General features: G+C 35.1%; 20 protein-coding genes and 1 pseudogene. 19 read left to right on the top strand and 2 right to left on the bottom strand.

What is annotated here, in order from left to right; translation table 11 throughout:
* Nucleotides 1-22 precede the first annotated feature (22 nt).
* From CACET_RS10160 to CACET_RS10140, 5 genes are all read left to right on the top strand, one after another.
* Entirely contained in the window at nucleotides 23-1,603 is a 1,581-nt protein-coding gene (locus CACET_RS10160; protein WP_044826009.1) for a DAK2 domain-containing protein, read from the top strand.
* 46 nt (nucleotides 1,604-1,649) lie between these two features.
* On the top strand, nucleotides 1,650-3,701 hold the full coding sequence (gene recG, locus CACET_RS10155; protein ID WP_144414754.1) for an ATP-dependent DNA helicase RecG: 2,052 nt from the start codon (nucleotides 1,650-1,652) through the stop codon (nucleotides 3,699-3,701).
* Between the two features lie 180 nt (nucleotides 3,702-3,881).
* Nucleotides 3,882-4,442, top strand: coding sequence for a 16S rRNA (guanine(966)-N(2))-methyltransferase RsmD (gene rsmD / locus CACET_RS10150; RefSeq protein WP_044825987.1), 561 nt, complete (start codon nucleotides 3,882-3,884; stop codon nucleotides 4,440-4,442).
* Nucleotides 4,442-4,915 carry a pantetheine-phosphate adenylyltransferase gene (coaD, locus tag CACET_RS10145; protein ID WP_044825986.1) on the top strand — a complete coding sequence of 158 codons (474 nt, stop codon included), beginning with the start codon at nucleotides 4,442-4,444 and terminating at the stop codon, nucleotides 4,913-4,915. Before rsmD ends, coaD begins: the two co-directional genes overlap by 1 nt.
* Before the next feature lie 27 nt (nucleotides 4,916-4,942).
* The gene (locus CACET_RS10140) at nucleotides 4,943-5,395 is read left to right on the top strand and encodes a hypothetical protein (protein WP_044825985.1); all 453 of its coding nucleotides are present in this window, start codon (nucleotides 4,943-4,945) and stop codon (nucleotides 5,393-5,395) included.
* Between the two features lie 15 nt (nucleotides 5,396-5,410).
* Here CACET_RS10140 and ylbJ read toward each other — a convergent pair whose 3' ends face one another.
* On the bottom strand, nucleotides 5,411-6,718 hold the full coding sequence (ylbJ, locus tag CACET_RS10135; RefSeq protein ID WP_242846956.1) for a sporulation integral membrane protein YlbJ: 1,308 nt from the start codon (nucleotides 6,716-6,718) through the stop codon (nucleotides 5,411-5,413).
* Between the two features lie 188 nt (nucleotides 6,719-6,906).
* Nucleotides 6,907-8,178, bottom strand: a complete 1,272-nt coding sequence (locus CACET_RS10130) for a nucleotidyltransferase (protein WP_044825984.1) — start codon at nucleotides 8,176-8,178, stop codon at nucleotides 6,907-6,909.
* Nucleotides 8,179-8,515: 337 nt separating this feature from the next.
* Between CACET_RS10130 and CACET_RS10125 the strand changes: the two genes are divergently transcribed.
* The 14 genes and pseudogenes from CACET_RS10125 to smc all read left to right on the top strand — a co-directional run bounded on the left by CACET_RS10125 (nucleotide 8,516) and on the right by smc (nucleotide 23,598).
* The gene (locus tag CACET_RS10125; protein WP_044825983.1) at nucleotides 8,516-9,709 is read left to right on the top strand and encodes an acetate/propionate family kinase; all 1,194 of its coding nucleotides are present in this window, start codon (nucleotides 8,516-8,518) and stop codon (nucleotides 9,707-9,709) included.
* 265 nt (nucleotides 9,710-9,974) lie between these two features.
* Nucleotides 9,975-10,499, top strand: coding sequence for a YceD family protein (locus tag CACET_RS10120; protein WP_044825982.1), 525 nt, complete (start codon nucleotides 9,975-9,977; stop codon nucleotides 10,497-10,499).
* 13 nt (nucleotides 10,500-10,512) lie between these two features.
* Nucleotides 10,513-10,695, top strand: coding sequence for a 50S ribosomal protein L32 (gene rpmF, locus CACET_RS10115; protein ID WP_044825981.1), 183 nt, complete (start codon nucleotides 10,513-10,515; stop codon nucleotides 10,693-10,695).
* Nucleotides 10,696-10,938: 243 nt separating this feature from the next.
* Nucleotides 10,939-11,517 carry a transcription factor FapR gene (gene fapR, locus CACET_RS10110; RefSeq protein ID WP_044825980.1) on the top strand — a complete coding sequence of 193 codons (579 nt, stop codon included), beginning with the start codon at nucleotides 10,939-10,941 and terminating at the stop codon, nucleotides 11,515-11,517.
* A pseudogene (gene plsX / locus CACET_RS10105) lies at nucleotides 11,514-12,522 on the top strand (phosphate acyltransferase PlsX). The gene fapR and the pseudogene plsX overlap by 4 nt, the downstream one beginning before the upstream one ends.
* A complete protein-coding gene (locus tag CACET_RS10100; protein ID WP_044825978.1) occupies nucleotides 12,515-13,513 on the top strand; it encodes a beta-ketoacyl-ACP synthase III in 999 nt (332 codons plus the stop codon). The pseudogene plsX and the gene CACET_RS10100 overlap by 8 nt, the downstream one beginning before the upstream one ends.
* A 19-nt stretch (nucleotides 13,514-13,532) precedes the next feature.
* A complete protein-coding gene (fabK, locus tag CACET_RS10095) occupies nucleotides 13,533-14,486 on the top strand; it encodes an enoyl-[acyl-carrier-protein] reductase FabK (protein ID WP_044825977.1) in 954 nt (317 codons plus the stop codon).
* 1 nt (nucleotide 14,487) lies between these two features.
* A complete protein-coding gene (fabD, locus tag CACET_RS10090) occupies nucleotides 14,488-15,429 on the top strand; it encodes an ACP S-malonyltransferase (RefSeq protein ID WP_044825976.1) in 942 nt (313 codons plus the stop codon).
* 12 nt (nucleotides 15,430-15,441) lie between these two features.
* Complete coding sequence (gene fabG, locus CACET_RS10085) at nucleotides 15,442-16,185, top strand: 3-oxoacyl-[acyl-carrier-protein] reductase (RefSeq protein WP_044825975.1); 744 nt, start codon at nucleotides 15,442-15,444, stop codon at nucleotides 16,183-16,185.
* Nucleotides 16,186-16,227: 42 nt separating this feature from the next.
* Entirely contained in the window at nucleotides 16,228-16,458 is a 231-nt protein-coding gene (gene acpP, locus CACET_RS10080) for an acyl carrier protein (RefSeq protein WP_044825974.1), read from the top strand.
* A gap of 119 nt (nucleotides 16,459-16,577) precedes the next feature.
* Complete coding sequence (gene fabF, locus CACET_RS10075) at nucleotides 16,578-17,819, top strand: beta-ketoacyl-ACP synthase II (RefSeq protein WP_044825973.1); 1,242 nt, start codon at nucleotides 16,578-16,580, stop codon at nucleotides 17,817-17,819.
* Between the two features lie 361 nt (nucleotides 17,820-18,180).
* Complete coding sequence (gene rnc / locus CACET_RS10070) at nucleotides 18,181-18,888, top strand: ribonuclease III (RefSeq protein WP_044825972.1); 708 nt, start codon at nucleotides 18,181-18,183, stop codon at nucleotides 18,886-18,888.
* A 5-nt stretch (nucleotides 18,889-18,893) separates the two neighbouring features.
* Complete coding sequence (locus CACET_RS10065; protein ID WP_044825971.1) at nucleotides 18,894-19,934, top strand: elongator complex protein 3; 1,041 nt, start codon at nucleotides 18,894-18,896, stop codon at nucleotides 19,932-19,934.
* A gap of 79 nt (nucleotides 19,935-20,013) precedes the next feature.
* Complete coding sequence (gene smc / locus CACET_RS10060) at nucleotides 20,014-23,598, top strand: chromosome segregation protein SMC (RefSeq protein WP_044825970.1); 3,585 nt, start codon at nucleotides 20,014-20,016, stop codon at nucleotides 23,596-23,598.
* The last annotated feature ends 9 nt before the right edge of the window (nucleotides 23,599-23,607 follow it).

The raw sequence follows: 23,607 nt of genomic DNA, 5'->3' as shown, positions 1-23,607 counted from the left end.
AGATCAGCAATTACTAAAACAGATGCTTATCGCTGGAGCACAATCTTTAGAAGCTAACAAAGAAGTAGTAAATGCACTAAATGTATTTCCAGTTCCTGATGGAGATACAGGAACAAATATGTCTTTAACGATGCAGTCGGCAGTAAAAGAAATTAAAAGTAATAAGGGAGATACTTTGGAAGAAGTAGCTTCCTTAGCAGCTAATGGCTCTCTTATGGGGGCCCGAGGGAATTCAGGGGTTATTTTATCGCAATTACTCAGGGGTTTTGCAAAGGGCATAAAGGGGAAAGAAAAACTTACAACAAAAGATTTGGCTATCGCTCTAAAGACAGCTTCTGATACTGCTTATAAAGCTGTTATGAAGCCGGTAGAAGGCACTATACTAACTGTAGCCAGGGAAAGTGCTGAAAAGGCAGTAATCATCGCTAAAAAAGAAAAAGATATCATTGTTTTTATTGAAAAGATAATTGTTGAGGCAGAAGAAATTTTGAAAAGAACACCTGATATGCTAAAGGTACTAAAAGAAGCAGGCGTGGTAGATTCAGGAGGAAAAGGACTGATCTATATTTATCTAGGGGCATTAGGTGCCCTCACTGGAAATATTCCAACAACGGAAGACTTAGAAATTATACAACAAACGGTTCAGCATGAAGATCATGTAGAAGGCGCTATAGAATTTGGCTACTGTACAGAATTTATTATTACCGTTGCAGAGGCTAATATAGAAGAACTGAAAAATGCCATCAAGGATTATGGAGATTCTATGTTGGTGGTGGGAAATGAAAATGTTGTAAAGGTACATATCCATACAAATCATCCAGGAGAAGTGTTAGAACATGGTTTGAAACTAGGGGATTTAAGAGATATAAAAATAGATAACATGAGACTACAGCATAGAAATGAAAACTTTGAGGAAGTGGCAGAGATAAGATCTAAAAAACAAAACAAGCAGTATGGTTTTGTTACCGTAACGATGGGGCAGGGCTTAACAAATATATTTAAGGATTTTGATGTTGATTATGTGATCGAAGGGGGGCAAACGATGAACCCCAGTACACAGGACTTTGTAAAAGCTATTAATACGATTGATGCTGCAACCATCTTTATATTACCTAACAACAGCAATATTATTATGGCGGCAAATCAAGCAAAAACTATTTCAAATAAAGATATTAGGGTAATCCCAACAAAGTCTGTGCCCCAAGGAATTACAGCGTTAATGGCATTTAATTTAGAAAACTCACCAGAGGATAATGAAGTTGAAATGCTAGAAGCTATTCAAAATGTAAAAACAGCACAGGTTACCTATGCTGTCAGAGACACTAGTTATAATGATATTGCTATTCGTGAAGGAGATATACTAGGAATTGGAGAAGGTGAGATTCAAGGAGTAGGTAGAGAGTTATTAGATGTTTCCATTGAACTTTTAAATAAAACTGTGACAGAAGAGGATGAAATTATTACAATTTTTTATGGTGAGGACACGGAGGAAGAAGCTGCTAGTCTCTTAAAAAACCGAGTAGAAGAGCTTTTTCCCGACTGTGATGTGGAATTATATTACGGAGGGCAGCCTTTGTATTACTATATATTTTCTATAGAATAAGTTAAGGACTTATGATAAGGAAAGTCGGTTTGGAGTGAACAAGAGAATGGAAATGCTTAAAAAAGATATTCAGTATATCAAAGGGGTTGGTCCTAAGAGGCTGTCTTTACTAAAAAAATTAAAAATCTATAGTGTCGAAGATATGCTCTACCATTTTCCTCGGGACTATGAGAACCGTAGCATTTCTAAAAAAATCGTTGAATTGCAACCAGGAGATCAAACGACGGTGTATGGTTTTGTGGTGGGGAAGTGTCAATCTACTTATGTTAGAAAAGGATTAAATATCAATAGATATTTGTTAAAAGATGCTACAGGCTCTATGACTATCACTTTTTTTAATCAGTCCTATATGAAAAATAAATTTAATCATAAGGATTATTTAATGCTTTATGGTAAGGTAAAAGGGTGTCCAAAAGGTTTGGAGATGGTAAATCCTACTTATGAAGTAATTACACCCAATGAAACACCTATAAAGGAGGGTATTGTACCCATTTATCCATCTACTGAAGGACTTAATCAAAAACAGATGATGCATATTCAAAGAAACATCGTTGAAGCATTAGAGAACCTAGATGATTATCTTCCAGAGGATATGATTAAAAAAAATAAGTTGTGCAGCTTACAATTTGCTTTAAAAAATATACACTTTCCTACTTCACTACAGCAGATGAAGATTGCAAAGTATAGATTAGTTTTTGAAGAGCTATTATTACTACAATTAGCATTAATAAAAATAAAGAAGAAGACAATAAAGCAACAAAAAAGCATCCCTCTTACGATGAAGGATGGCATCGCTTCTTTTATCCAAGGGCTTCCTTTTCGTCTTACTTCGGCACAACAAAACGTGATAGGTGAGATTTTAAAGGACTTAGAAAGGGAAGTTCCTATGAACCGATTGGTCCAAGGAGATGTAGGTTCTGGTAAAACGATTGTAGCTATTATTGCATTATATAAAGCTGTCATGAATGGTTGTCAAGGTGCCTTCATGGTGCCTACAGAAATATTAGCAGAACAGCATTATACTTCTCTAAAACAACTTTTAGAGCCTATGGGAATAAGGATTGGTCTACTAACCGGTAGTTTAACAAAAGGAAGAAAACAGCAATTATTAAAAGAAATACAAGAAGGTCAAATTGATATTATTATAGGTACACATGCACTTATTCAAGAAACTGTAAATTTTCACAGACTAGCCCTAGTCATTACTGATGAACAGCATCGCTTTGGAGTTGCCCAAAGGGCGATACTTGCGGAAAAGGGAGACAATCCTCATATTTTAGTTATGACAGCCACACCTATTCCTAGAACGTTGGCACTGATTTTATATGGAGATTTAGATATATCTATCATTGATGTGTTGCCTCCAGGGCGAAAAGAAATTAAAACCCATAGCTTAATTATAGAAGAAAAGGAAAGAGCTTATGCTACTGCTAAAAAAGAACTAGCCTTAGGTAGACAAGCCTATGTGGTATGTCCTTTGGTGGAGGAGTCAGAGGCAATAGAAGCTAAGGCTGCTACAGAGATAAAAGAAGAACTGGCTGCTACTTATTTTGTTGATTATGAGGTGGGGCTACTACATGGTAAAATGAATTCTAAAGAAAAAGAAACCGTAATGAAATTATTCTTGGAGAATAAAATACATGTATTGGTATCCACTACCGTCATAGAGGTAGGGGTAAATGTGCCTAATGCTACCATGATGATTATAGAAAATGCTGAACGCTTTGGTTTGGCTCAGCTACATCAATTAAGAGGTAGAGTAGGAAGAGGAGACTTCCAATCCTACTGTTTGTTAATACATAATAATAAAAGTAAGATAGCAAAAGAAAGAATGAAGATCATGGAAGAGACTACAGATGGTTTTATTATATCTGAGAGGGATCTAGAAATTAGAGGACCTGGAGAATTTTTTGGTGTAAGACAGCATGGATTACCGGATTTAAAAATAGCGAATTTATTTAAACATATAAAGGTTTTGAAAAAAGTACAAGGTCAAGTAGAGGAATTGCTGCAAGAAGATCCGTATTTGATGTTGGAACAATATCCTTTATTAAGAGAAAAGCTAGAGGAAAAATTTAATGGTTTTCAAGGTACTTAACTGATAAAAGGGACAGCTGAGATTGTTCCTTTTATTGTTAGTATAAAAGTAATAAGAAAGTTGTACAATGTGAAATATGGAGGAAATACGGAAGGGAATCTCCTATATATTAGAAAAATATTTTGTTAACCAATAGTTGGTATGTTAAAATATAGATATAGCTGCCTAAGGAGGAAATTTATGAGAGTTATTGCTGGAGAGGCTAGAGGTCTTAGACTTTTTACGCCAAAGGATTTACAGATTAGACCTACCTCAGACCGTGTGAAGGAGTCAATTTTTAACATTGTACAGAACTATTTATATGATAGCATCGTTATTGACTTGTTTTCTGGTACGGGAAACCTAGGTATAGAAGCTTTATCAAGAAAAGCTGAAAAAGTATACTTTGTAGATAAAAACCAAGAAAGTATAGATATTATCAAGAAAAATTTACAAAAAACAAATTTGATTACTAAGTCGGAAATATTACAATCAGATGTAATTTCTGCCATCAATAGACTAGCCGGTAGAAATGTACAAGCTAATATTATTTTTATGGACCCGCCCTATAAACAAGGACTGGCAATTGCTGCCTTGGAAGAAATAGCTAAAAACAAGCTATTGCAACCTTCTGGTATGATTATTGTAGAACATGATAAAGATGAGGATATGCCTGAAGAAATAGGTTCTATTTTACAATTTCGCAGCAAAAGTTACGGAAATACAAGCGCTACTTTTTATAAACTAAAGGAGGAAGTTTAATGAAAATAGGTATTTATCCTGGAAGTTTTGATCCAATTACTAATGGACATTTAGATATCATTGAAAGAGCGTCCAAGTTGTGTGATCAAGTTGTTGTATCTGTACTTCAAAATCCTAGTAAAAATCCATTGTTTTCACTAGAAGAAAGAGTTGCTCTAATAAAGGAAGCTGCAGCCGCTTACGAAAATGTTACAGTAGATTGTTTTTCTGGGCTATTGATAGATTATGCTAAAAAAAATAATGCTAATATCATTATTAAAGGTTTAAGGGCCGTATCTGATTTTGAATATGAATTTCAGATGGCACTGATGAATAGGAAACTAGCACCAGATGTAGAAACAATTTTTTTAATGACTAGCAGCAAAAATTCCTATCTTAGCTCTAGTTTAGTAAAGGAAGTGGCTAAATTTGGAGGATGTATAGAGGGTTTGGTTCCAGAATCGACAAAGGAAGCAATCTTTCAAAAAATTTAAAAATGTATTTTTAAAAAACAGGGGGGAATGATTGTGGATGTACTGAAATTGTTGGAAGAATTAGAAGAAATTATAGAAAGTGGATCGTCAATACCCTTTGCTCATAAAGTGCTGGTGGATAGAGATGAAGTATTGGAAGTGATTAAAGAAATAAGAATACATCTGCCAGATGAAGTGAAGCAAGCTCAATGGATCAAAGAAGAAAGACAGAGAATTCTGGTGGAGGCTCAACAGGAAGCAGATACTATTATTGAAGAAGCTAATGAACATGTTATAGCTATGGTGGAACAGGATGAAATTACAAAGATAGCTCGTAGTCAGGCAGAGGAAATTATTGCTGAAGCACAAATGGGAGCGAAAGAAATGCGTTTAGGTGCTAGAGATTATGCCGATGAAATACTATCTAATGTTGAAGGTGTTTTAGATGGGCTAATGGAAACTGTAAAAACTAATAGAGATGAGTTAAAAGGGATGAAGTAATCTACTTCATCCCTTTTAAGCTTTATTTTTAAAATGATGGGTAATTAAACCCCCAAAACCAATGAATAAAGAGATGAATAGGATGCCAATAAAGAGTAAGATAAAAATTTCTACTGAAAACTTTAAATTGCTAATGATTTTTTCATATAAGGATAACCCTTCACTATAATAAGAAGTAGGAATGGTAAAAGTAAAGAATGTTGTAAATATAGGATAAACTAAATAAACAAGAATATAAGAAAAAATGCCGTGCAGCAGTTTTGAAAATATGTAAAGATAGAGATTGATATCAGTAGTACTCAAAATACTAATAGATTGAGCGTGGATTGAAAAACCACTCCAACCAATGATAAAAGCAGTGGCAGCAATACGATGGATGAGAGCTGTGTTTAAAGTGTCTGCCACCATCTTAGACCCTATTGTTATTTCAAAGAAACCTGTAATGATAGCTCTAATAATAGAAAAATCTATATGGAGGGGTTGAAGTAAAAAGTATAGACAATTCGCCACGATATCGATTAAACCAATAATATCAAGGATATTAATAATTACAGAAAATAAAACAATGAAGCCTCCTACCATCAACATGGTGTTGATAGATTCTCTAACGGCATTACCTAGTAAAATTCCGAAGGGAGGATTTTTTTTGCGTGCAATATTTAACTGCATAAAAGCCTTCTTAATTAAATTTCTATGTGTTGATGGCGAAGAAGGAGAGAAGTTTTCACGATAGCCTCTTTTATAAAAACTAAAAAAAAGGCCGACAATGACAGCTGCTACGTAGTGACAAATAGCTAAAAGCATACCTACTTCAGAGGATTTAAACATACCGATAGAAACAGCACCAATTAAGAATAACGGTCCTGAAGTACTACAAAAGGCAACAAGGCGCTGTGCTTCTATCTGTGACAGTAGACCTTCTGAACGTAGTTTTGTAGTGATTTTCACCCCAACAGGATAACCAGAAGTGACGCTCATAGCAAAGGCAAAAGAGCCTTCTCCCGGAACATTAAAAAGAGGACGCATAATAGGCTCCAACAGCGTACCAATAAACTTAACAACCCCCAAGCCCACCAGCAATTCTGATCCTATAAAAAAGGGAAGTAAAGCAGGTAAAACAACCGCAAACCACACCTTAAGACCCTCGTAAGCAGCCTTTACAGACTGATTTGGAAAAATAATAATACAAACCACTAAAACTGCAACCACCAATATAATTAGGTAATCCACTAAAAGCTTTTGTAGTCTTTTTCTTTGGGCTTTATAGCGGATGAAAAATATACCTACTGCTAGTACTAGTAGTATCATAAAAACACCAAACATAGTATTCCCCCTGTTAAAGTAAATAGTTAAAAAAAACTACCTATGATTTTAAAGGTAGCATCTTTTGATAAGCTGGAGATAAAACCTTAATAATAAATATATATTTGTTATTAAAAGTATATATTCTTTTATTATGATAGCTCCATGAACTTTAACAGACTAGATAATTGCACAACTCAAATTATTAATTATATTTCCTCGTAATAAGGACTTATATAAAAGTCCAAAGGTCCAGCAGCGTAATCATCAGGATTCATTGCTAGAGCATATAGATTGGTGGCTCTTATATCTGTTGCTAACATTTTTTTTGCCAGCTCATTTTGAGGATGATATTGATTAATCTTATTAATAATAGGTATAGTAGATTTGCTTTTACATTTTTTTAAAATCTCCCTACCTTTATTGTTTAAAGCAAGGATACGAAGATACTGAGGCCCTCCATGGAGGGTAAAGTCTATGATATCTGTTTTTTTTAGATTTAGCAACACATGCATACAAATTCTTTGAAGACGGGTTAATGTATATCTTTTGCTTTTCACACAATGATATAGTTCTGTTAAAGAGTTACAACTGTTACTGCACTGAAGAATTTTGTTTTCTAAGCCCTCCGTTATATCAAAGTAAAGGGAAAGACCTTCTTTGCTTTCTCGTCTTAAAAGGGTCAAAATCGTCTTTTCAAAGTCCTCTTTAAAGATAGGTGCTATTTTACCTTCGATGCCTTTTTTTAAAATCCTGAAGGAGGAGGGGGGCATAACATTTTTTAGTTCTTTTAGGTCTTTTTTATTGTGAAGGTGCTCTCTAATAGCAGTGGCACTAGCTATCCTACCATTAAGATCTGTTGAATGATAGGCAGCCTGAACTCTAGGAATTGTATAGGGTAAAATAGGACTATTCAGTTTCTTTAATACCTTCATGTATTCTATAGCTAAAATATTGTTAGGACTATTCATAATAGTTTCTATGGTTTGCAGGTCTGAACTTTTTAGTTTGAAACAAGTATCGATAGTTAGATAATCAACTAAAGCCTTTGACCTAGCTGAAGGAAAAGAAAGACCCTCCTTTAAATAACCTTTGAGAAGAATTTTGAATTCAGTGGGAGATAACAACAATACTTCAGCGATCACTTCTAGTAAGAGGATTTTTCCATATTCGCTTCCAAAGCAAAGGGAATTTACTACACCCATAGAATGTAGCAGACTGACTGAGCCAAAGGCAAATAACTCCGCTGTAGCACAAGCATAGGGGGTAGGAAGCTCAACTACTAAATCAACGCCAGACTGTATTGCCATCTTAGCCCGTTCCCACTTATGTATTAAGGCGGGTTCACCCCTTTGGAGAAAGTTTCCGCTCATTACGGCTACAGTATGGGTACAGCCAGTAAGAACCTTAGACTCATTTAAATGATGTAGATGTCCATTGTGAAAAGGATTGTATTCAGTAATTAAACCTAATACCTTCATAAAAACCTCCATTATTTTATTGAAATTGTTAAGGTTGCTATATATAGTTTTTCTATAAATGATAAGAAACTATGTACTTAATAAAATATAACATGAATGTCTATGTATGTATAGTTTCTAATAAATTAGGTTATTTTAGTAAATGTAATCAACAGACAGCAGATATTTGAAGAAAAAATAGACCGAAATTCATAAATTTTAATAAAAAATCATGGAAAAACTTGAAAAAGCATTAAAAATTTATTATGATTGTAATGTTAAGAGATTTTTTGATAATGATTTATCAAACTATGTTTTACCTAGTATTACCTAATTAGATAAGGAGGTATTAAGTTAAATGAAAGTATTAGTTATGAATTGTGGTAGTTCGTCACTTAAGTATCAGCTTATTAATATGGAAAATGAAGAGTTACTGGCAAAAGGAATAGCAGAAAGAATAGGAATAGAAGGTTCTTTTGTAAAACATGAGACAACAGGTAAAGAAAAAGTTGTCATTGAGGAACCTTTAAATGATCATAAAGCAGCTATAAAAATTGTTGTAGATGCTCTAACAAATAGTGAATATGGTGCAATTGCATCTATGGAAGAGATCACTGCTGTAGGTCACAGAGTTGTTCATGGAGGAGATAAGTTCTCAAGCTCTGTAATCATAGATGAAAAAGTGCAGAAAGCCATAGAAGAGTGTGCAGAATTAGCACCATTACATAATCCTCCAAACTTAATGGGAATTAATGCGTGTAAAGAAATCTTACCTGAGGCACCTATGGTAGCGGTATTTGATACTGCTTTCCATCAAACGATGCCAGCGACTTCCTACATGTATGCTCTACCTTATGAGCTATATGAAAAATATAAAGTAAGAAGATATGGTTTCCACGGAACTTCTCATAAGTATGTTTCAGATAGAGCTGCTGAAATGTTAGGAAAACCACTGGAAGATTTAAAAGTAGTTACATGCCATTTAGGAAATGGAGCTAGTATTGCTGCGGTAAAACATGGACAATCTGTTGATACCAGTATGGGCTTTACACCATTAGAAGGATTAGCTATGGGAACAAGATGCGGAGATTTAGACCCTGCTATTATTGATTACTGGATGAATAAAGAAAACTTAACCATAGCAGAGGCAACCAATGCTATGAACAAAAAATCTGGTGTACTAGGTGTATCAGGAATCAGCAGTGACTTTAGAGATATTGAAGAAGCTGCAGAAAAAGGAAACGAGAGAGCACAATTGGCGCTAGATTTATATTATCAAAGAGTGAAAAAGTATATAGGAGCTTATGCTGCTGAGATGGGTGGCGTAGATGCAGTAGTGTTTACTGCTGGCTTAGGAGAAAACTCTTTTATAGCTAGAAAAGAAATTTGCAAAGGTCTTGAATTTTTAGGTATCAAGATCGATGATGAGAAAAACAATGTACGTGGAAAAGAAACTGTTGTTTCAACTGGCGATGCTGCAGTAAAGGTACTATTAATTCCAACGAACGAGGAATTAGTGATCGCAAGAGATACAAAGAACCTTGTAGGATAAAAGAACCCTGTAGGACAGTAGAGGTAAAAAGGTAGGGAAGAAAGCTCTCTACCTTTTCATCATGAAGAAAATAGTTATTCGCCTCCAATGTATTAAAGTGGCAGGTAAATATTTTAGACTTCTTCAACGTATCAAGATAAAATGCTTGACAAACATTCAATTGATTTGTATAATCATTTTTGTTGATATATTTGTAAAAGGTATTTCCAATGAAATTTTCTGAAATCTTCAAAGGAAAACTTTTGTATACTTAATAGAGGTGAGAATGTTGAAATTTGATTTAAACACCATAAAAAGAGGGGAACATGAGGAAGTACATTTAGATTTTACTGTTGACCTTGACAATATAAACTATTATGGTGATGTTCTTAAGGTGATTTCTCCTATTCATGTTTTAGGAAAAGTATACAGTGTTGGAAAAAAGATTTTTTTATCCTGTAATCTTGAAACAGAACTTCAGGTTCACTGTGGAAGATGCTTAAAACCTTTTACTTATCTACTAAAAACCAATATTGATGTTGAGTTAGTTGGGCAAGAAAAGTTTAAGGAAGAGGAAGACTTAGACGATACAATTGTTTATAATGATAATGTGATTGATTTCAATGAAGTCATAAAAGAACAAATCATCATGAATCTTCCTATGAAGGTAGTATGTAGTGAAAACTGTAAGGGATTGTGTAAAACATGTGGTGAAGATTTGAACATAGAACAATGTCAATGCAATCAAGAGAATGAAGATGATATAGATCCTCGACTTGCTAAATTGAAAGAACTGTTACAACAAGATTAAGGAGGTGTTAAACATGGCGGTACCAAAGCGTAAAACAGGTAAATCAAAAAGAAATATGAGAAGAGCAGCAAATTCTAAATATGTTGCACCAGGGTATGTAAAGTGCCCACAGTGCCACGAACCTAAATTATCACATCGTGTATGTCCTGAATGTGGATACTACAAAAACAAAGAGGTAATTACAGTAAATGAATAGTAACCATAAAAAATAGTAATGAAAAATCATTACTATTTTTTTGTAGATTAAAAGCAATAGGGTGGCAGAGATAAATCCTATAAATTTTTTTTGAAAAAACTTTAAATTTTTAAAATAAGCATTATAAATAATCCAATTTTTTAAATAATAAAGATAAAGTTCTTGATTTTTCATAGGGAATAATATATACTAATTATTAGTATCAGGTACTAAATTTTGGTACTAATTAATGAGGTGATGAGAATGAGAGGGACAGGTAAGCTTACTAAATCTGCTCGACAAAAGAAGTTGCTAGAACTGATTAAGGAGCATCCCTTTTTAACCGATGAAGATTTATCCACTAAATTTAGTGTTAGTATACAGACCATAAGATTAGATCGATTAGAACTAGGCATACCAGAGCTTAGAGAAAGAATAAAGAATGTAGCAGAAAAAAACTATAAAAAAGTGCGAAGTATTGTTGGAGCTGAAATCGTAGGAGAATTAATTGATTTAAACTTAGGAGAGAGTGGCATATCTGTGTTGCAAACTACGCAGGAGATGGCCTTCAGTAAAACGAATCTTGTAAGAGGACATCATATTTTTTCTCAAGCTGAGTCTTTAGCCATGGCAGTAATTGATGCAGAACTTGCACTGACTGGTGTGTCAAATATTAAGTACTTAAACCCTGTAAAGGCTGGAGATAAATTAGTAGCTAAGGCAGAAGTTGTAAGAGTTAGAGGAAATAATCATTTTGTACATGTGCGAATCAAAGTAGATCAAGTACAGGTGTTTAGAGGGAAATTCATTTTAGTAGTTATTGAAGAGGGAGGGGTAGAATGAAATTAGTTGTAGATGCGATGGGGGGAGATCATGGTCCTGCTGTTACAGTGTTAGGAGCTATTGAAGCTGTAAAAGAGCATCCTATAGACATTATCTTAACTGGGGATAAAGATCAAATTGAAAAGGAATTAAAAAAGTATCAATATCCCAAAAATCAGATAGAGATTCTTCACTGCAGTGAAGAAATTACTAATGAAGATAAACCTGTTGCCTCTATAAGAAAGAAAAAAGATTCCTCTATGGTGGTAGGGCTAAACCTAGTGAAGGAGAAAAAAGCTGATGCTATCATTTCTGCAGGAAATACGGGGGGCATTATTAGCAGGTGGATTATTTATATTGGGCAGAATCAAAGGTATTGACCGTCCTGCATTAGCTACTACTTATCCTACAGTAAAGGGAGCTTCTATACTAATAGATAGTGGTGCCAACACTGATTGTAAACCAAGAAACTTTTTAGAATTTGGTGTTATGGGAGAAGTTTATGCTTCAAAGGTGTTAAACATACAAAACCCCAAGGTATGCACTGTAAATATCGGTATCGAAGAAACTAAGGGAAATGATGCTACAAAAGAAGCCTATAAGCTTTGCCAAAAAGCAAATTTCAATTTTGGAGGTAATGTAGAGGCCAGAGATATTCCTTCCGGTTATGCAGATGTTATTATCTGTGATGGATTTACTGGCAACATTATATTGAAGTTGACAGAAGGCATAGCAGGAACAATATTTGGACTTTTAAAAAAAGAGTTTACCAAAAACACATTACGTAAACTAGCTGCTGGGTTTTTAAAATCAGGACTTAGAGATTTTAAAAAAAGATTTGACTATACCGAATATGGCGGAGCCCCTTTTTTAGGTGTAGAGGGGAATTTAATTAAGGCTCATGGAAGCTCTAATGCTAAAGCTATTAAAAACGCCATCAGACAGGCCAAAACTTTTGTAGAAAATAACGTAGTAGAAGAAATTGCTAAGGAAATTAGCGGGCTAGGAGAGGATCAATTTGACTAAAAAATTTGCTGTGGGGATAACCGGCATAGGAAGTTATCTACCGGAGAAAATAGTGACCAACAGTGACATAGAGAAGATGGTAGAAACCTCTGATGAGTGGATTGTGGCACGAACAGGCATTAAACAAAGAAGAGTTGTTGATGAAAGCACAGCTACCTCTGATGTGGCTACAAAAGCTGCAGAAAAAGCCATAAAGGATGCTGGGATAGATGCTGAAAAAATAGACTTGATTATTGTAGCAACTGCCACAGCAGATATGGCTTTTCCTTCTACGGCCTGTATCGTTCAAAGAAATATTGCTGCCATAAATGCAGCTGCTTTTGATATTTCAGCGGCTTGTACAGGATTTGTCTATGCTCTTACAATGGGAGAGCAGTTTATAAAGACAGGTTTTTATAAAAATGCATTAATTATCGGCGCTGAAGCTATGTCAAAGGTTGTTGATTGGCAGGATCGTAATACATGTATATTATTTGGTGATGGAGCAGGAGCAGTAATGCTAGAAAGAACTGAAGAGGGGATGGGAATATTAGCCTCTTATTTAGGAGCAAATGGAGAAGGTGGAGATTGTCTAACCATACCAGCAGGTGGTTCTAGACTGCCGGCAACTTATGAAACCATAGAAAGTAGGCTACACTGTATAAAAATGGATGGCAGCGAAGTGTTTAAATTTGCTGTCAGGGTGATGGCAAGTGCAGCTCTTAAGGCTCTTGAAAAAAGCAATCTAAGTTTAGAAGAAATCGACTTTTTAATACCTCACCAAGCAAATATTAGAATTATAGAAGCTGCAGCAAAAAGACTTAAGCTCCCTATGGAAAAAGTTTATGTTAACTTAGATCAATATGGCAACATGTCTGCTGCCTCTGTGCCGGTAGCTTTGGACGAAGCTGTGAAAAAAGGCCTTATAAAAAAGGGAGATAATGTTGTTATGGTGGCTTTTGGTGGAGGACTGACATGGGGGTCTACCGTATTAAAGTGGTGCAAGGAATGATTAGGAGAGGATGATATAGATGTTACGTACAGATTTGTGTGAGGTTTTAAATATTAAATATCCAATCCTTCAAGGGGGAATGGCATGGGTTGCTACAGCAGAGCTAGCGGCAGCTGTATCTAACGCTGGTGGATTAGGAATTATTGCAGCAGGCAATGCTCCTAGTGAGATTGTAGAACAAGAAATCCAAAAGGCAAAAAACTTGACAACTAGACCTTTTGGTGTAAATGTAATGCTGCTATCTCCTTTTGTTGAAGACGTAATGGAAATTATCTATAAACATAAAGTTCCTGTTGTTACCACAGGGGCAGGGAATCCTGGCAAGTACATTAAGAAATTAAAGGAGATAGGAACAAAAATTGTTCCTGTGGTTCCTTCTATAGCTCTTGCAAAGAGAATGGAGAGTTTAGGGGTAGACGCTGTCATTGTTGAGGGCACTGAAGCAGGAGGTCATATTGGAGAGTTGACTACCTTCGCTCTAGTACCTCAGGTGGTGGATGAGTTAAACATCCCAGTAATCGCTGCTGGAGGCATTGCAGATGGCAGGGGTTTAGTAGCGGCTTTAGCCTTAGGAGCACAGGGGGTGCAAATGGGTACAAGATTTATTTGTTCTAATGAGTGTACTGCACACGACAAATACAAGGAAATGGTGATGAAGGCCAAAGATAGAGATGCAATTGTAACTGCTAGAACTAGCGGACACCCTGTAAGAGTTTTAAAAAATAAGTTTGCCAAAGAAATTGCAAAGTTAGAAAAAGAAAATATTTCTCTAGAAGAGTTAGAGAAAATAGGTATAGGCAAACTAAGGTTGGCAGTAGTAGAGGGAGATGTTGAAAATGGTTCTGTGATGGCAGGACAGATCGCTGCTATGGTAAAAGATATTAAACCTTGTGGAGAAATTATAGATGAGGTAATTCGTGATGCAAAGGTACAATTAGAAAGATTAAAGGGTTTAAGCAAGGAGGGTTTATAATATGGGAAAAACTGCCTTTGTATTCCCAGGTCAGGGTGCACAGTATGTAGGCATGGGAAAAGACATTGCAGATAACTTTAAGGCCGCGGGACTTGCTTATGAAGAAGCTAGTGATGCCTTAGGATTAGATATGAAAAAGCTCTGTTTTGATGGTCCAGACGAAGACTTAGTGAAGACAGAAAATACACAACCTGCTATACTGACAACCAGCATAGCTATACTGAAGGTGTTAGAAGAATTTGGTGTTGAATGTGAAATGACAGCGGGATTGAGTTTGGGTGAATATGGTTCCTTGGTGAAATCAAATGTCTTTCAGTTTGGTGATGCAGTAAAATTGGTGAAAAATCGAGGTAAATATATGCAGGAAGCGGTTCCTGCGGGAATCGGTATTATGGCTGCTATTTTAGGGCTAGAAAAACAAGCGCTAGAAGAGTGTATCAATAGCTGTAAACAGTATGGCATTGTAGAAGCTGCTAACTATAATAGTCCAGGTCAAATTGTAATTTCTGGTGAGGTAGAGGCGGTGAAGATGGCAGTAAAAAAGGCAGTAGAACTAGGTGCTAAAAAGGCAGTTGTGCTTCCAGTAAGTGCTCCTTTTCATTGTAGTTTGTTGAAGCCAGCTGGTGAAAGATTAAAGGCAGATTTACAAGGCTTAAAAATTGATTCTCCTAAAATTCCTGTTGTAACCAATGCAGAGGCAAAAATATTGAACTGTAAAACACAAGTTATACCATCGCTAGTGGAACAAGTAAGCAGCTCTGTATTATGGCAAGATTCCATTGAGCTAATGATAAAAAATGAAATAGATACCTTTATTGAAATTGGGCCGGGCAAAACCCTGGCAGCTTTTATAAAAAGAATAGCGAAAAACTTTGATGCAAAGGTAAATCTTTATAGTATAGAAGATATGAAGAGCTTAAAAGAGCTAATTCCAAATTACTAAGGAGGGGTCAAATTGAACCTTAAAGGTAAGAACGCTATTGTTACAGGAGGTTCTAGGGGGATTGGCAAAGCCATTGCTCTAGGACTAGCAGAACATGGCGCCAATGTTATGATTAACTATACCAGCAATAAAGAGGCTGCCGATGAGGTAGTAAAGGAAATAGAAGCTTATGGTGTGAAGGGTTTGGCAATTCAGTGTAATGTAACCAATAGTGATGATATAAAAAAAATGGTAGATCTGGCAGAAGAAAACTTTGATACGATAGATATTTTGGTAAATAACGCTGGAATCACAAAAGATAATTTACTTCTACGTATGAAGGAAGAAGAATGGCAGCAGGTGATGGATGTAAATTTAAAAGGCGTTTTCCTATGTACAAAGGCTATTATAAGAAAAATGATGAAACAAAAACAGGGTAAGATTATCAATATATCCTCTGTAGTGGGAGTGGTAGGAAACGCTGGTCAGGCTAATTATGCAGCTTCAAAGGCTGGTGTTATAGGTTTCACTAAGTCTATTGCTAGGGAAGTTGCCAGCAAAAATATCCATGTTAATGCCATTGCACCAGGGTTCATTGATACAGACATGACAGCTGTATTGACTGAAGATGTAAAAAGTGCTTTAATTGAAGGTATTCCATTAAAAAGATATGGGAAACCAGAAGACATAGCAGCTCTTGTGGCATTTTTAAGTAGTGATTTATCAAACTACATTACTGGTCAAGTAATTAACGTAGATGGCGGTATGGCAATCTAAGGTGGTAAAAAATTAAAAACATTATTCAAGGAGGAATTTATGATGGTATTTGAAAAGGTAGTAAATATTATTAGAGAACAATTAGGTGTTGAGGATAGTCAGGCAATTACGAAAGAAACTTCATTAATGGCGGATTTAGAAGCAGATTCCTTAGATGCTGTGGAAATTATTATGGCAATCGAAGACGAATTTGGTGTTGAAATAGCAGATGATGAAGCTGAAGGTTTTAAGAATATTGGTGACATTGTAGCTTATGTAGAGAAAAATTTATAAAAAAACTGGGATTCCCTATAAAAGTACAGATATACACAGGTAATTTATTAGTATTTAAAAGTGTAGTTATACCACTACATATCTGTAGGTTTTAGGTTAGGTAGGAAAAGGAGGACCATATGAAAAGAAGAGTTGTCGTAACAGGGTTAGGGTGTATCACTCCTATAGGTAAGGGTAAGGAGGAGTTTTGGAAAGCACTTACTGCTGGGGTTTCTGGAATAGACTATATCACAAAGTTCGATACTACAGACCACCCTACAAAAATTGCAGCAGAGGTGAAGGATTTTCAACCTGAAGATTATATAGATAAAAAAGAAGCAAGAAAAATGGATCGATTCACTCAATTTGCTATTGCTGCCTCGCAATTGGCAGTTCAAGATGCTCAGTTGAATATAGAAGAAATTGAATCAGAAAGATTTGGTGTTATTTTAGGTTCAGGTATAGGTGGAATAGAAACCTTCGAAGAACAGAATCTAAAGTTTTTGGATAAAGGGGTAAAAAGAATCAGTCCTTTTTTCATACCAATGATGATCACCAATATTGGTTCTGGACAAGTGTCTATGTTTTTTAACGCAAGAGGCCCTAATAGTACGGTGGTTACTGCCTGTGCATCCTCTACTAATGCTGTTGGAGAAGCCTTTAGGGTGATTGAAAGAGGAGATGCCGATATTATGATTACCGGTGGGACAGAAGCCTCTATTACACCACTTGCTATGGGAGGATTCTGCTCATTAAGAGCAATGTCTACCTTTAATGAAGATCCTAAAAAAGCCAGCAGACCTTTTGATTTAAACAGAGATGGCTTTGTAATGGGAGAAGGTTCTGGTATGTTGATCTTAGAAGACTTAGAGCATGCTATAAAAAGAGGTGCAAGAATTTATGCTGAAATTGTAGGCTATGGCATGAGTGCTGATGCTTACCATATTACAGCTCCAGATCCGGAGGGAAAAGGTGCAGCTAGGGCTATGGAAAATGCTCTTAAAGATGGTAACATACCTTATAACGAGGTAGACTATATTAACGCTCATGGAACCAGTACCCCATACAATGACAAATTTGAAACGATAGCAATTAAGAAAGTCTTTAAAGAACACGCAAAAGAGATGTGTGTTAGCTCAACAAAATCCATGACGGGACACTTGTTGGGAGGAGCTGGTGGTGTAGAAGGTATGGCATGTGTACTTGCAATTTATCATAGCATTGTACCTCCTACAATAAACTATGAAACCCCTGATGAAGATTGTGATTTGGATTACGTGCCTAATGTAGCTAGGGAAAAAGAAGTTAATTATGCATTATCTAACTCCTTTGGCTTCGGTGGACATAATGCAACCATTGCTTTTAAAAAGTATCATCCTTAAGCATTAAAAAATAATTATAGAAGTCCTAGGATTTCTATAATTATTTTTTGCATTTTAAAGATTTTGATAGTAAAATGTTATTGAATTTAATGAATGGGGTTATGATTTGCTTCAGTGCAGTAAAGTGAATAAGATTTTCGTTTGGATAAAGATATTTTGGTTATTTGCATATAAGAAGCCATTATATTTTAAACTACAGATATAGATAAGCAAGTTTAAACTTTAATTTTGATATACACGGTCTACGGTTTCGCCTTAAAACCGTGGGCTGCAAATGTAGCCCTTAGCATATCAAAATTAAGTCCTGATGTTGTTTATCTATAGAACAAAAATATACTAAGCAACTATTGGAGGGAAAAGGATGCCACACATAAATAGTCATACGGAACAGTATATTTCAAAATTACAAGACACATTAAACTATAAATTTAAAAATATAGATACATTGAAAGAGGCTTTAACCCATAGTTCTTATGCCAACGAGTCAAAAAACAAAAAAATAAAATACAATGAACGACTAGAGTTTTTAGGTGATTCTGTTTTAAGTTTAGTAATAAGTGAATATATTTTTTTAAAGTACAAGCACTTACCAGAAGGAGAACTAACGAAGGTAAGAGCGAATGTTGTTTGTGAAGCTTCTTTAGCAGCACAGGGTAGACAAATAGATATAGGGCAGTACCTATTCCTTGGTAGGGGTGAAGAGTTTACAGGAGGTAGACATAGAGAGTCTATTTTAGCAGATGCCTTTGAGGCTGTTATTGGTGCTATTTATATAGATGGCGGCATTGAAAAAGCTAAAGCTTTTATTTTAAGTCACTTTCTAGAAAGTATAGACCTTGCTACCAAAGGTACATTGTTTAGGGATTATAAAACACATTTACAAGAGCTATTACAAAGTAAAACCTCACAAAAAATCAGTTATAATGTTGTCAAAGAGCATGGACCAGATCATAATAAGAGTTTTGATGTAGAAGTTCTAATAGGAGATAAAGTCATCGGTCGAGGTAGTGGAAAGAGTAAAAAGGAAGCAGAACAAAGGGCGGCTGAGGAAGCAATTAAGCGAGGTTAAAGACGATGTCAAAAAAAAATTATATTATTCCTATTTTTATTCCACATCAAGGTTGTCCTCATGATTGTAGTTTTTGCAATCAAAAGAGGATCGCTGGAGAGATAGACGAGGTTACACAAAAAGACGTTGATCAACTTATACATCATTATTTGCAGTTGTTTCCTAAAGATGCTGTAAACAAAGAAGTAGCTTTTTATGGTGGAAGTTTTACAGGAATCCCCATAAAAAATCAACTTCAATTATTAAAACCAGCTTTTGAAATGAAGAGATTAGGAAGGATTCACGGTATAAGAGTTTCCACAAGGCCTGACTATATTGATGAAGAGAGACTGGATTTACTAAAAAGATATGGTGTTTGTACTATTGAGCTAGGGGTTCAATCTACTGACGATAGGGTGCTTGATTTAAACCATAGAGGTCATAAAAGAGAAGATGTTTTTTACGCAGCAGGGTTAATTAAAAAATATGAATTTAAACTAGGTCTTCAAATGATGGTAGGCTTATTGGGGGATGATAGAGACAGCATACAAAAAACTGCTAAAGATATTCTCTCACTAAAGCCGGATTTTGTTAGAATTTATCCTACCATTGTTATTAAAGACACTCATTTAGAAACCTTATATCGCCAAGGAAAGTATGCACCTTTTTCCTTTGAAGAAACAGTGGTTATATGCAAAGACCTTTTATTACAGTTTGAAGAAAACCATATACCGGTGATTCGTTTAGGTCTTCAAAGTACTGAAGATCTTGCTGACGGCAAGGCTATTGTGGCGGGACCATACCATCCTGCCTTTAGAGAAATTGTTGAAGGTGAGATTTATAAAGAGATCATAGAGAAGAAGCTTAAAACCGTTGAAAGAGATACAGGAACTAGTCTAATCATTTACTGTCATTCCAGTATTGTTTCTAAAGTAGCTGGCTTTAAACAATCTAATAAAAAATATTTGATCAACAAGTATGGTTTGTCTAAAGTCATTATTAAGCATTGTCTCGACATGCCAAAGGGAGAAGTAAAAGTATTGTCAATATTTGATGAAAATCTTTAAATCTTTATAGAGTCATCTGTATATTTTATGATAAAATAGCTTTATGATTATTTTGTGGCAAGTTTGGGAGGGAGATTGTTTGTACTTAAAAAGATTAGAAGTTTATGGCTTTAAGTCCTTTGCAAATAAAACAGAAATGAGTTTCGAAGAAGGGGTTACTGCTGTAGTGGGGCCTAATGGTAGTGGAAAAAGTAACATTTCCGATGCGATCAAATGGGTTTTAGGAGAACAAAGCGTTAAGTCTTTAAGAGGTAGCAAAATGGAAGATGTTATTTTTTCAGGTACCAGTAGTAGAAAGCCTTTAGGTATAGCAGAGGTTTCCTTGACATTAGACAATAGTTCTCAAGCTTTGCCAGTAGCCTATGAAGAAGTAACTATTACAAGGAGAATGTATCGTTCCGGAGAAAGTGAGTATTATCTTAACAAATCCTCATGTAGATTAAAAGATATTAGAGAATTGTTTATGGATACAGGTATAGGAAAAGAAGGATACTCTGTTATTGGTCAAGGTAAAATTGACGAAATATTAAGTAGTAAATCAGAAGACCGAAGGCAGTTGTTTGAGGAGGCAGCTGGAATCGTCAAGTACAAGCATCGAAAGCACGAGGCTCAAAAAAAGCTGGACAATACAAAGGATAACTTAACAAGACTTACAGATATACTACAAGAGCTACAAAATCAGTTGGAACCTTTGAAAAATCAAAGTATAAAGGCTAAAAAATATGAGGAATTAAAAGAAGCCCTATTAAAATTGGAAGTAAATTTGTTTATAAGAGAAATCGATAAAACAGATATAGAATTGAAACAAACCCATCAACAGGTGGAAATGTTAAAAAAGTCCTTGTCCCTTCAAACAAAAGAAAAGGACACTCATACATCGCAATTAGTAGAAGTGCAAAAAAAAATAGATTTAAGAGAAGATGAAGTTCAGATGTATCAGGATGAATTTTATCATACGCAAAACGAAGTTGGTAAGAAGGAGGGGCATATTAACTTAAATCAAGAAAAGTTAGTGCATTTAGCTGAAAATACAGGGCGATTAAAGGGAGAAATAGAAGAAATTCATAGGAATACAGTCAAAAACACAGAGGAATTAGAAGCTAAACTTGAAATATTCAATAAAATGAACACAGAGACTGAGGGTATGAAGAAGGATTTGGAGAAAAAGGTTTCTGAGTATGAAAAAGCAGTTCAGTTAAGTTTATTAAAAGAAGAAGATATGGAGAATTCTAAATCCTATATTATTGATGCTTTAAATGATATTGCAGATAAAAAGAGTGAAGAAAATAGTTTTAAAACCCTAATGAATACAATGCAGCAACGTATAGAACAAGTAGAGCAGGATGAAATTGATTATAAAAGAAAAAAAGAAGAGGGAAAAGAAAAAGCCGATGCATTAGAGGGAAAGTTAAGGGAAATTACAAATGCTTTAAATCACAGGAATGAAGAAATGAATAACGGAACTGCTGAAAAAACTAAACTTGAAGAGAAGAAAAGCCTAGCATATAAAGAACTTGAAAGAATTAAAAGTGAAATAAACCATAAGAGCTCTAAGAAAAGCATCATTGAGGAAATGGAAAAAGGTCACGATGGATACAACAAAAGCGTCAAAAACATTTTGCGAGCTTGTGAGAAGGATTTGACACTGGGAGAAGGTATTTATGGCGTTGTAGCCAACTTGCTTAAAGTATCAAAAGGTTATGAGATTGCTGTTGAAACTGCTTTAGGTCCAGCGATTCAAAACATCGTTACAAGAAATGAGGAAGACGCTAAAAGGCTGATTCGTTATTTGAAAAAACATAACTTAGGAAGGGTTACTCTTTTGCCATTAACCTCTATACAAAAAAAGCATATAAGCCAAGAGGAGTTAAGCATTTTAAAAAGACTTTCCAATGTGGAAGTTGCTATAGATAGAATAGTATTTAATAGTGACTTTACTAATGTTTTTTCTAGCTTGCTATCTAGAGTGTTGATTGTTCCAAATCTAAATACTGCTACTGAAGCTGCCAAAGCACTGCAGTACAGGTTTAAGATTGTAACAATAGACGGAGATGTGATGAATGTAGGTGGTGCCTTAACTGGAGGAAGTTCAGCTTTTAGAGGAAATAGTATTTTAGGACGAAAAAGAGAGTTAGAGGAATTAACGGAATCAATTGCAGCGTTAAAAAAAGAAGAGAAAGACCTTCAAACTAAGTATGATGAATGTGTGGAGATAATTGAGGGTCTAGATAAAAGGTTAAAACTTTTATCCAAAGAGCACCAGGAGGATCAAATACAACAGGCAACATTGAAAAGCAAAGTACAACAGGCACAAGAAGAAAGGAAACAAATTGATGGATTTATTAAACAAATAGAAAGAGAAACGACAGAGCTTATAGCTGCTAAAAAAACTACTTCAGATCAATATGCTAAAGTACATCAAGAAATTTGCGAAATGGAGGAGAAAATTTCCCATACAAAACATACATTGCAGGATGGAGAGAAGGAGTTACTAAAGGAAAAGCAACAAAGAGAAATGTTAAATAATGAAATTACTAAGATTAAAATTAGTCTTGCTTCTACGAAGGAGCAAAAAAAATCCATCTCACAAGACATTGAAAAGATTCAAGCAGCACTTAAACTTAATGAAATACAGTTGTGTGAAAAGGAAGAAGAAATTGCTAAGAATACTAAGGAGGATCAATACCTACAACAGCAGCTTAATGAAAATAAAATCCATTTAGAAACACTACAAAAAAACCTAGAAATACTTCAAAAAAAGCTAGAAGAATTAAAAAATGATAAACAAAATTTATTAGAGGTGCAGGACCAGGGAAGAGAAACAGTAAGTCAAATTGAAGCGGTAATAACAGACTTAAATGAGAGTGTCTATAAACTAGATATGAAGTCTACTAGGTTGGAAATGCAGCAGCAAACCTTCTATAATAAGCTATGGGAGGAATATGAGCTAACTTATATCAATGCAAAGGAAATAAAGCAAGAAATTTCAGAGCATCTTAATATTACAAAAGAGATCAAAATGTTAAAGGATGAAATAAAGGAACTAGGACCTATTAACCTTCAAGCTATTGAAGCCTATGAAGATGTAAAAGAAAGACATGAATTTTTAGGACAGCAAAAAGATGATCTACAAAAAGCGAGGGAAGCATTAGTAAAAGTCATCAAAGATATGGAAGATACCATGCAGAAGCAGTTTTTAGAAGAGTTTAATAAGATTAAGAAAAACTTTAACGAGGTATTTGTTAAGCTCTTTGGTGGAGGTAAGGCAGAGTTGATCTTGCAAGAGGATAAGGATTTATTGAACTGTGGTATTGAAATCATTGCACAACCCCCGGGAAAAAAGCTTCAAAGTTTGTCTCTACTATCTGGAGGCGAGAGGGCTTTGACAGCGATAGCATTGCTATTTGGCATATTGTTGGTGAAACCCACTCCCTTTTGTGTGTTGGATGAAATAGAAGCAGCACTGGATGATGCCAACGTCAACAGATTTGCAAAGTTTTTACAGGACCTTTCCCATCATACCCAGTTTATTGTTGTAACTCATAGAAAGGGTACTATGGAAAATGCAGGTGCACTGTATGGGGTTACGATGGAGGAAGAAGGCATATCTAAAATCGTTTCTGTAAAACTAACAGATGAAATTAAAAAGGAAATAGCTAGTTAGGAGGAATTT

Origin of the sequence: Clostridium aceticum, from assembly GCF_001042715.1 — a bacterium.
In the GTDB taxonomy this organism is placed as follows: domain Bacteria; phylum Bacillota; class Clostridia; order Peptostreptococcales; family Natronincolaceae; genus Andreesenella; species Andreesenella acetica.
This window is presented reverse-complemented; position numbering and strand designations above follow the sequence as displayed.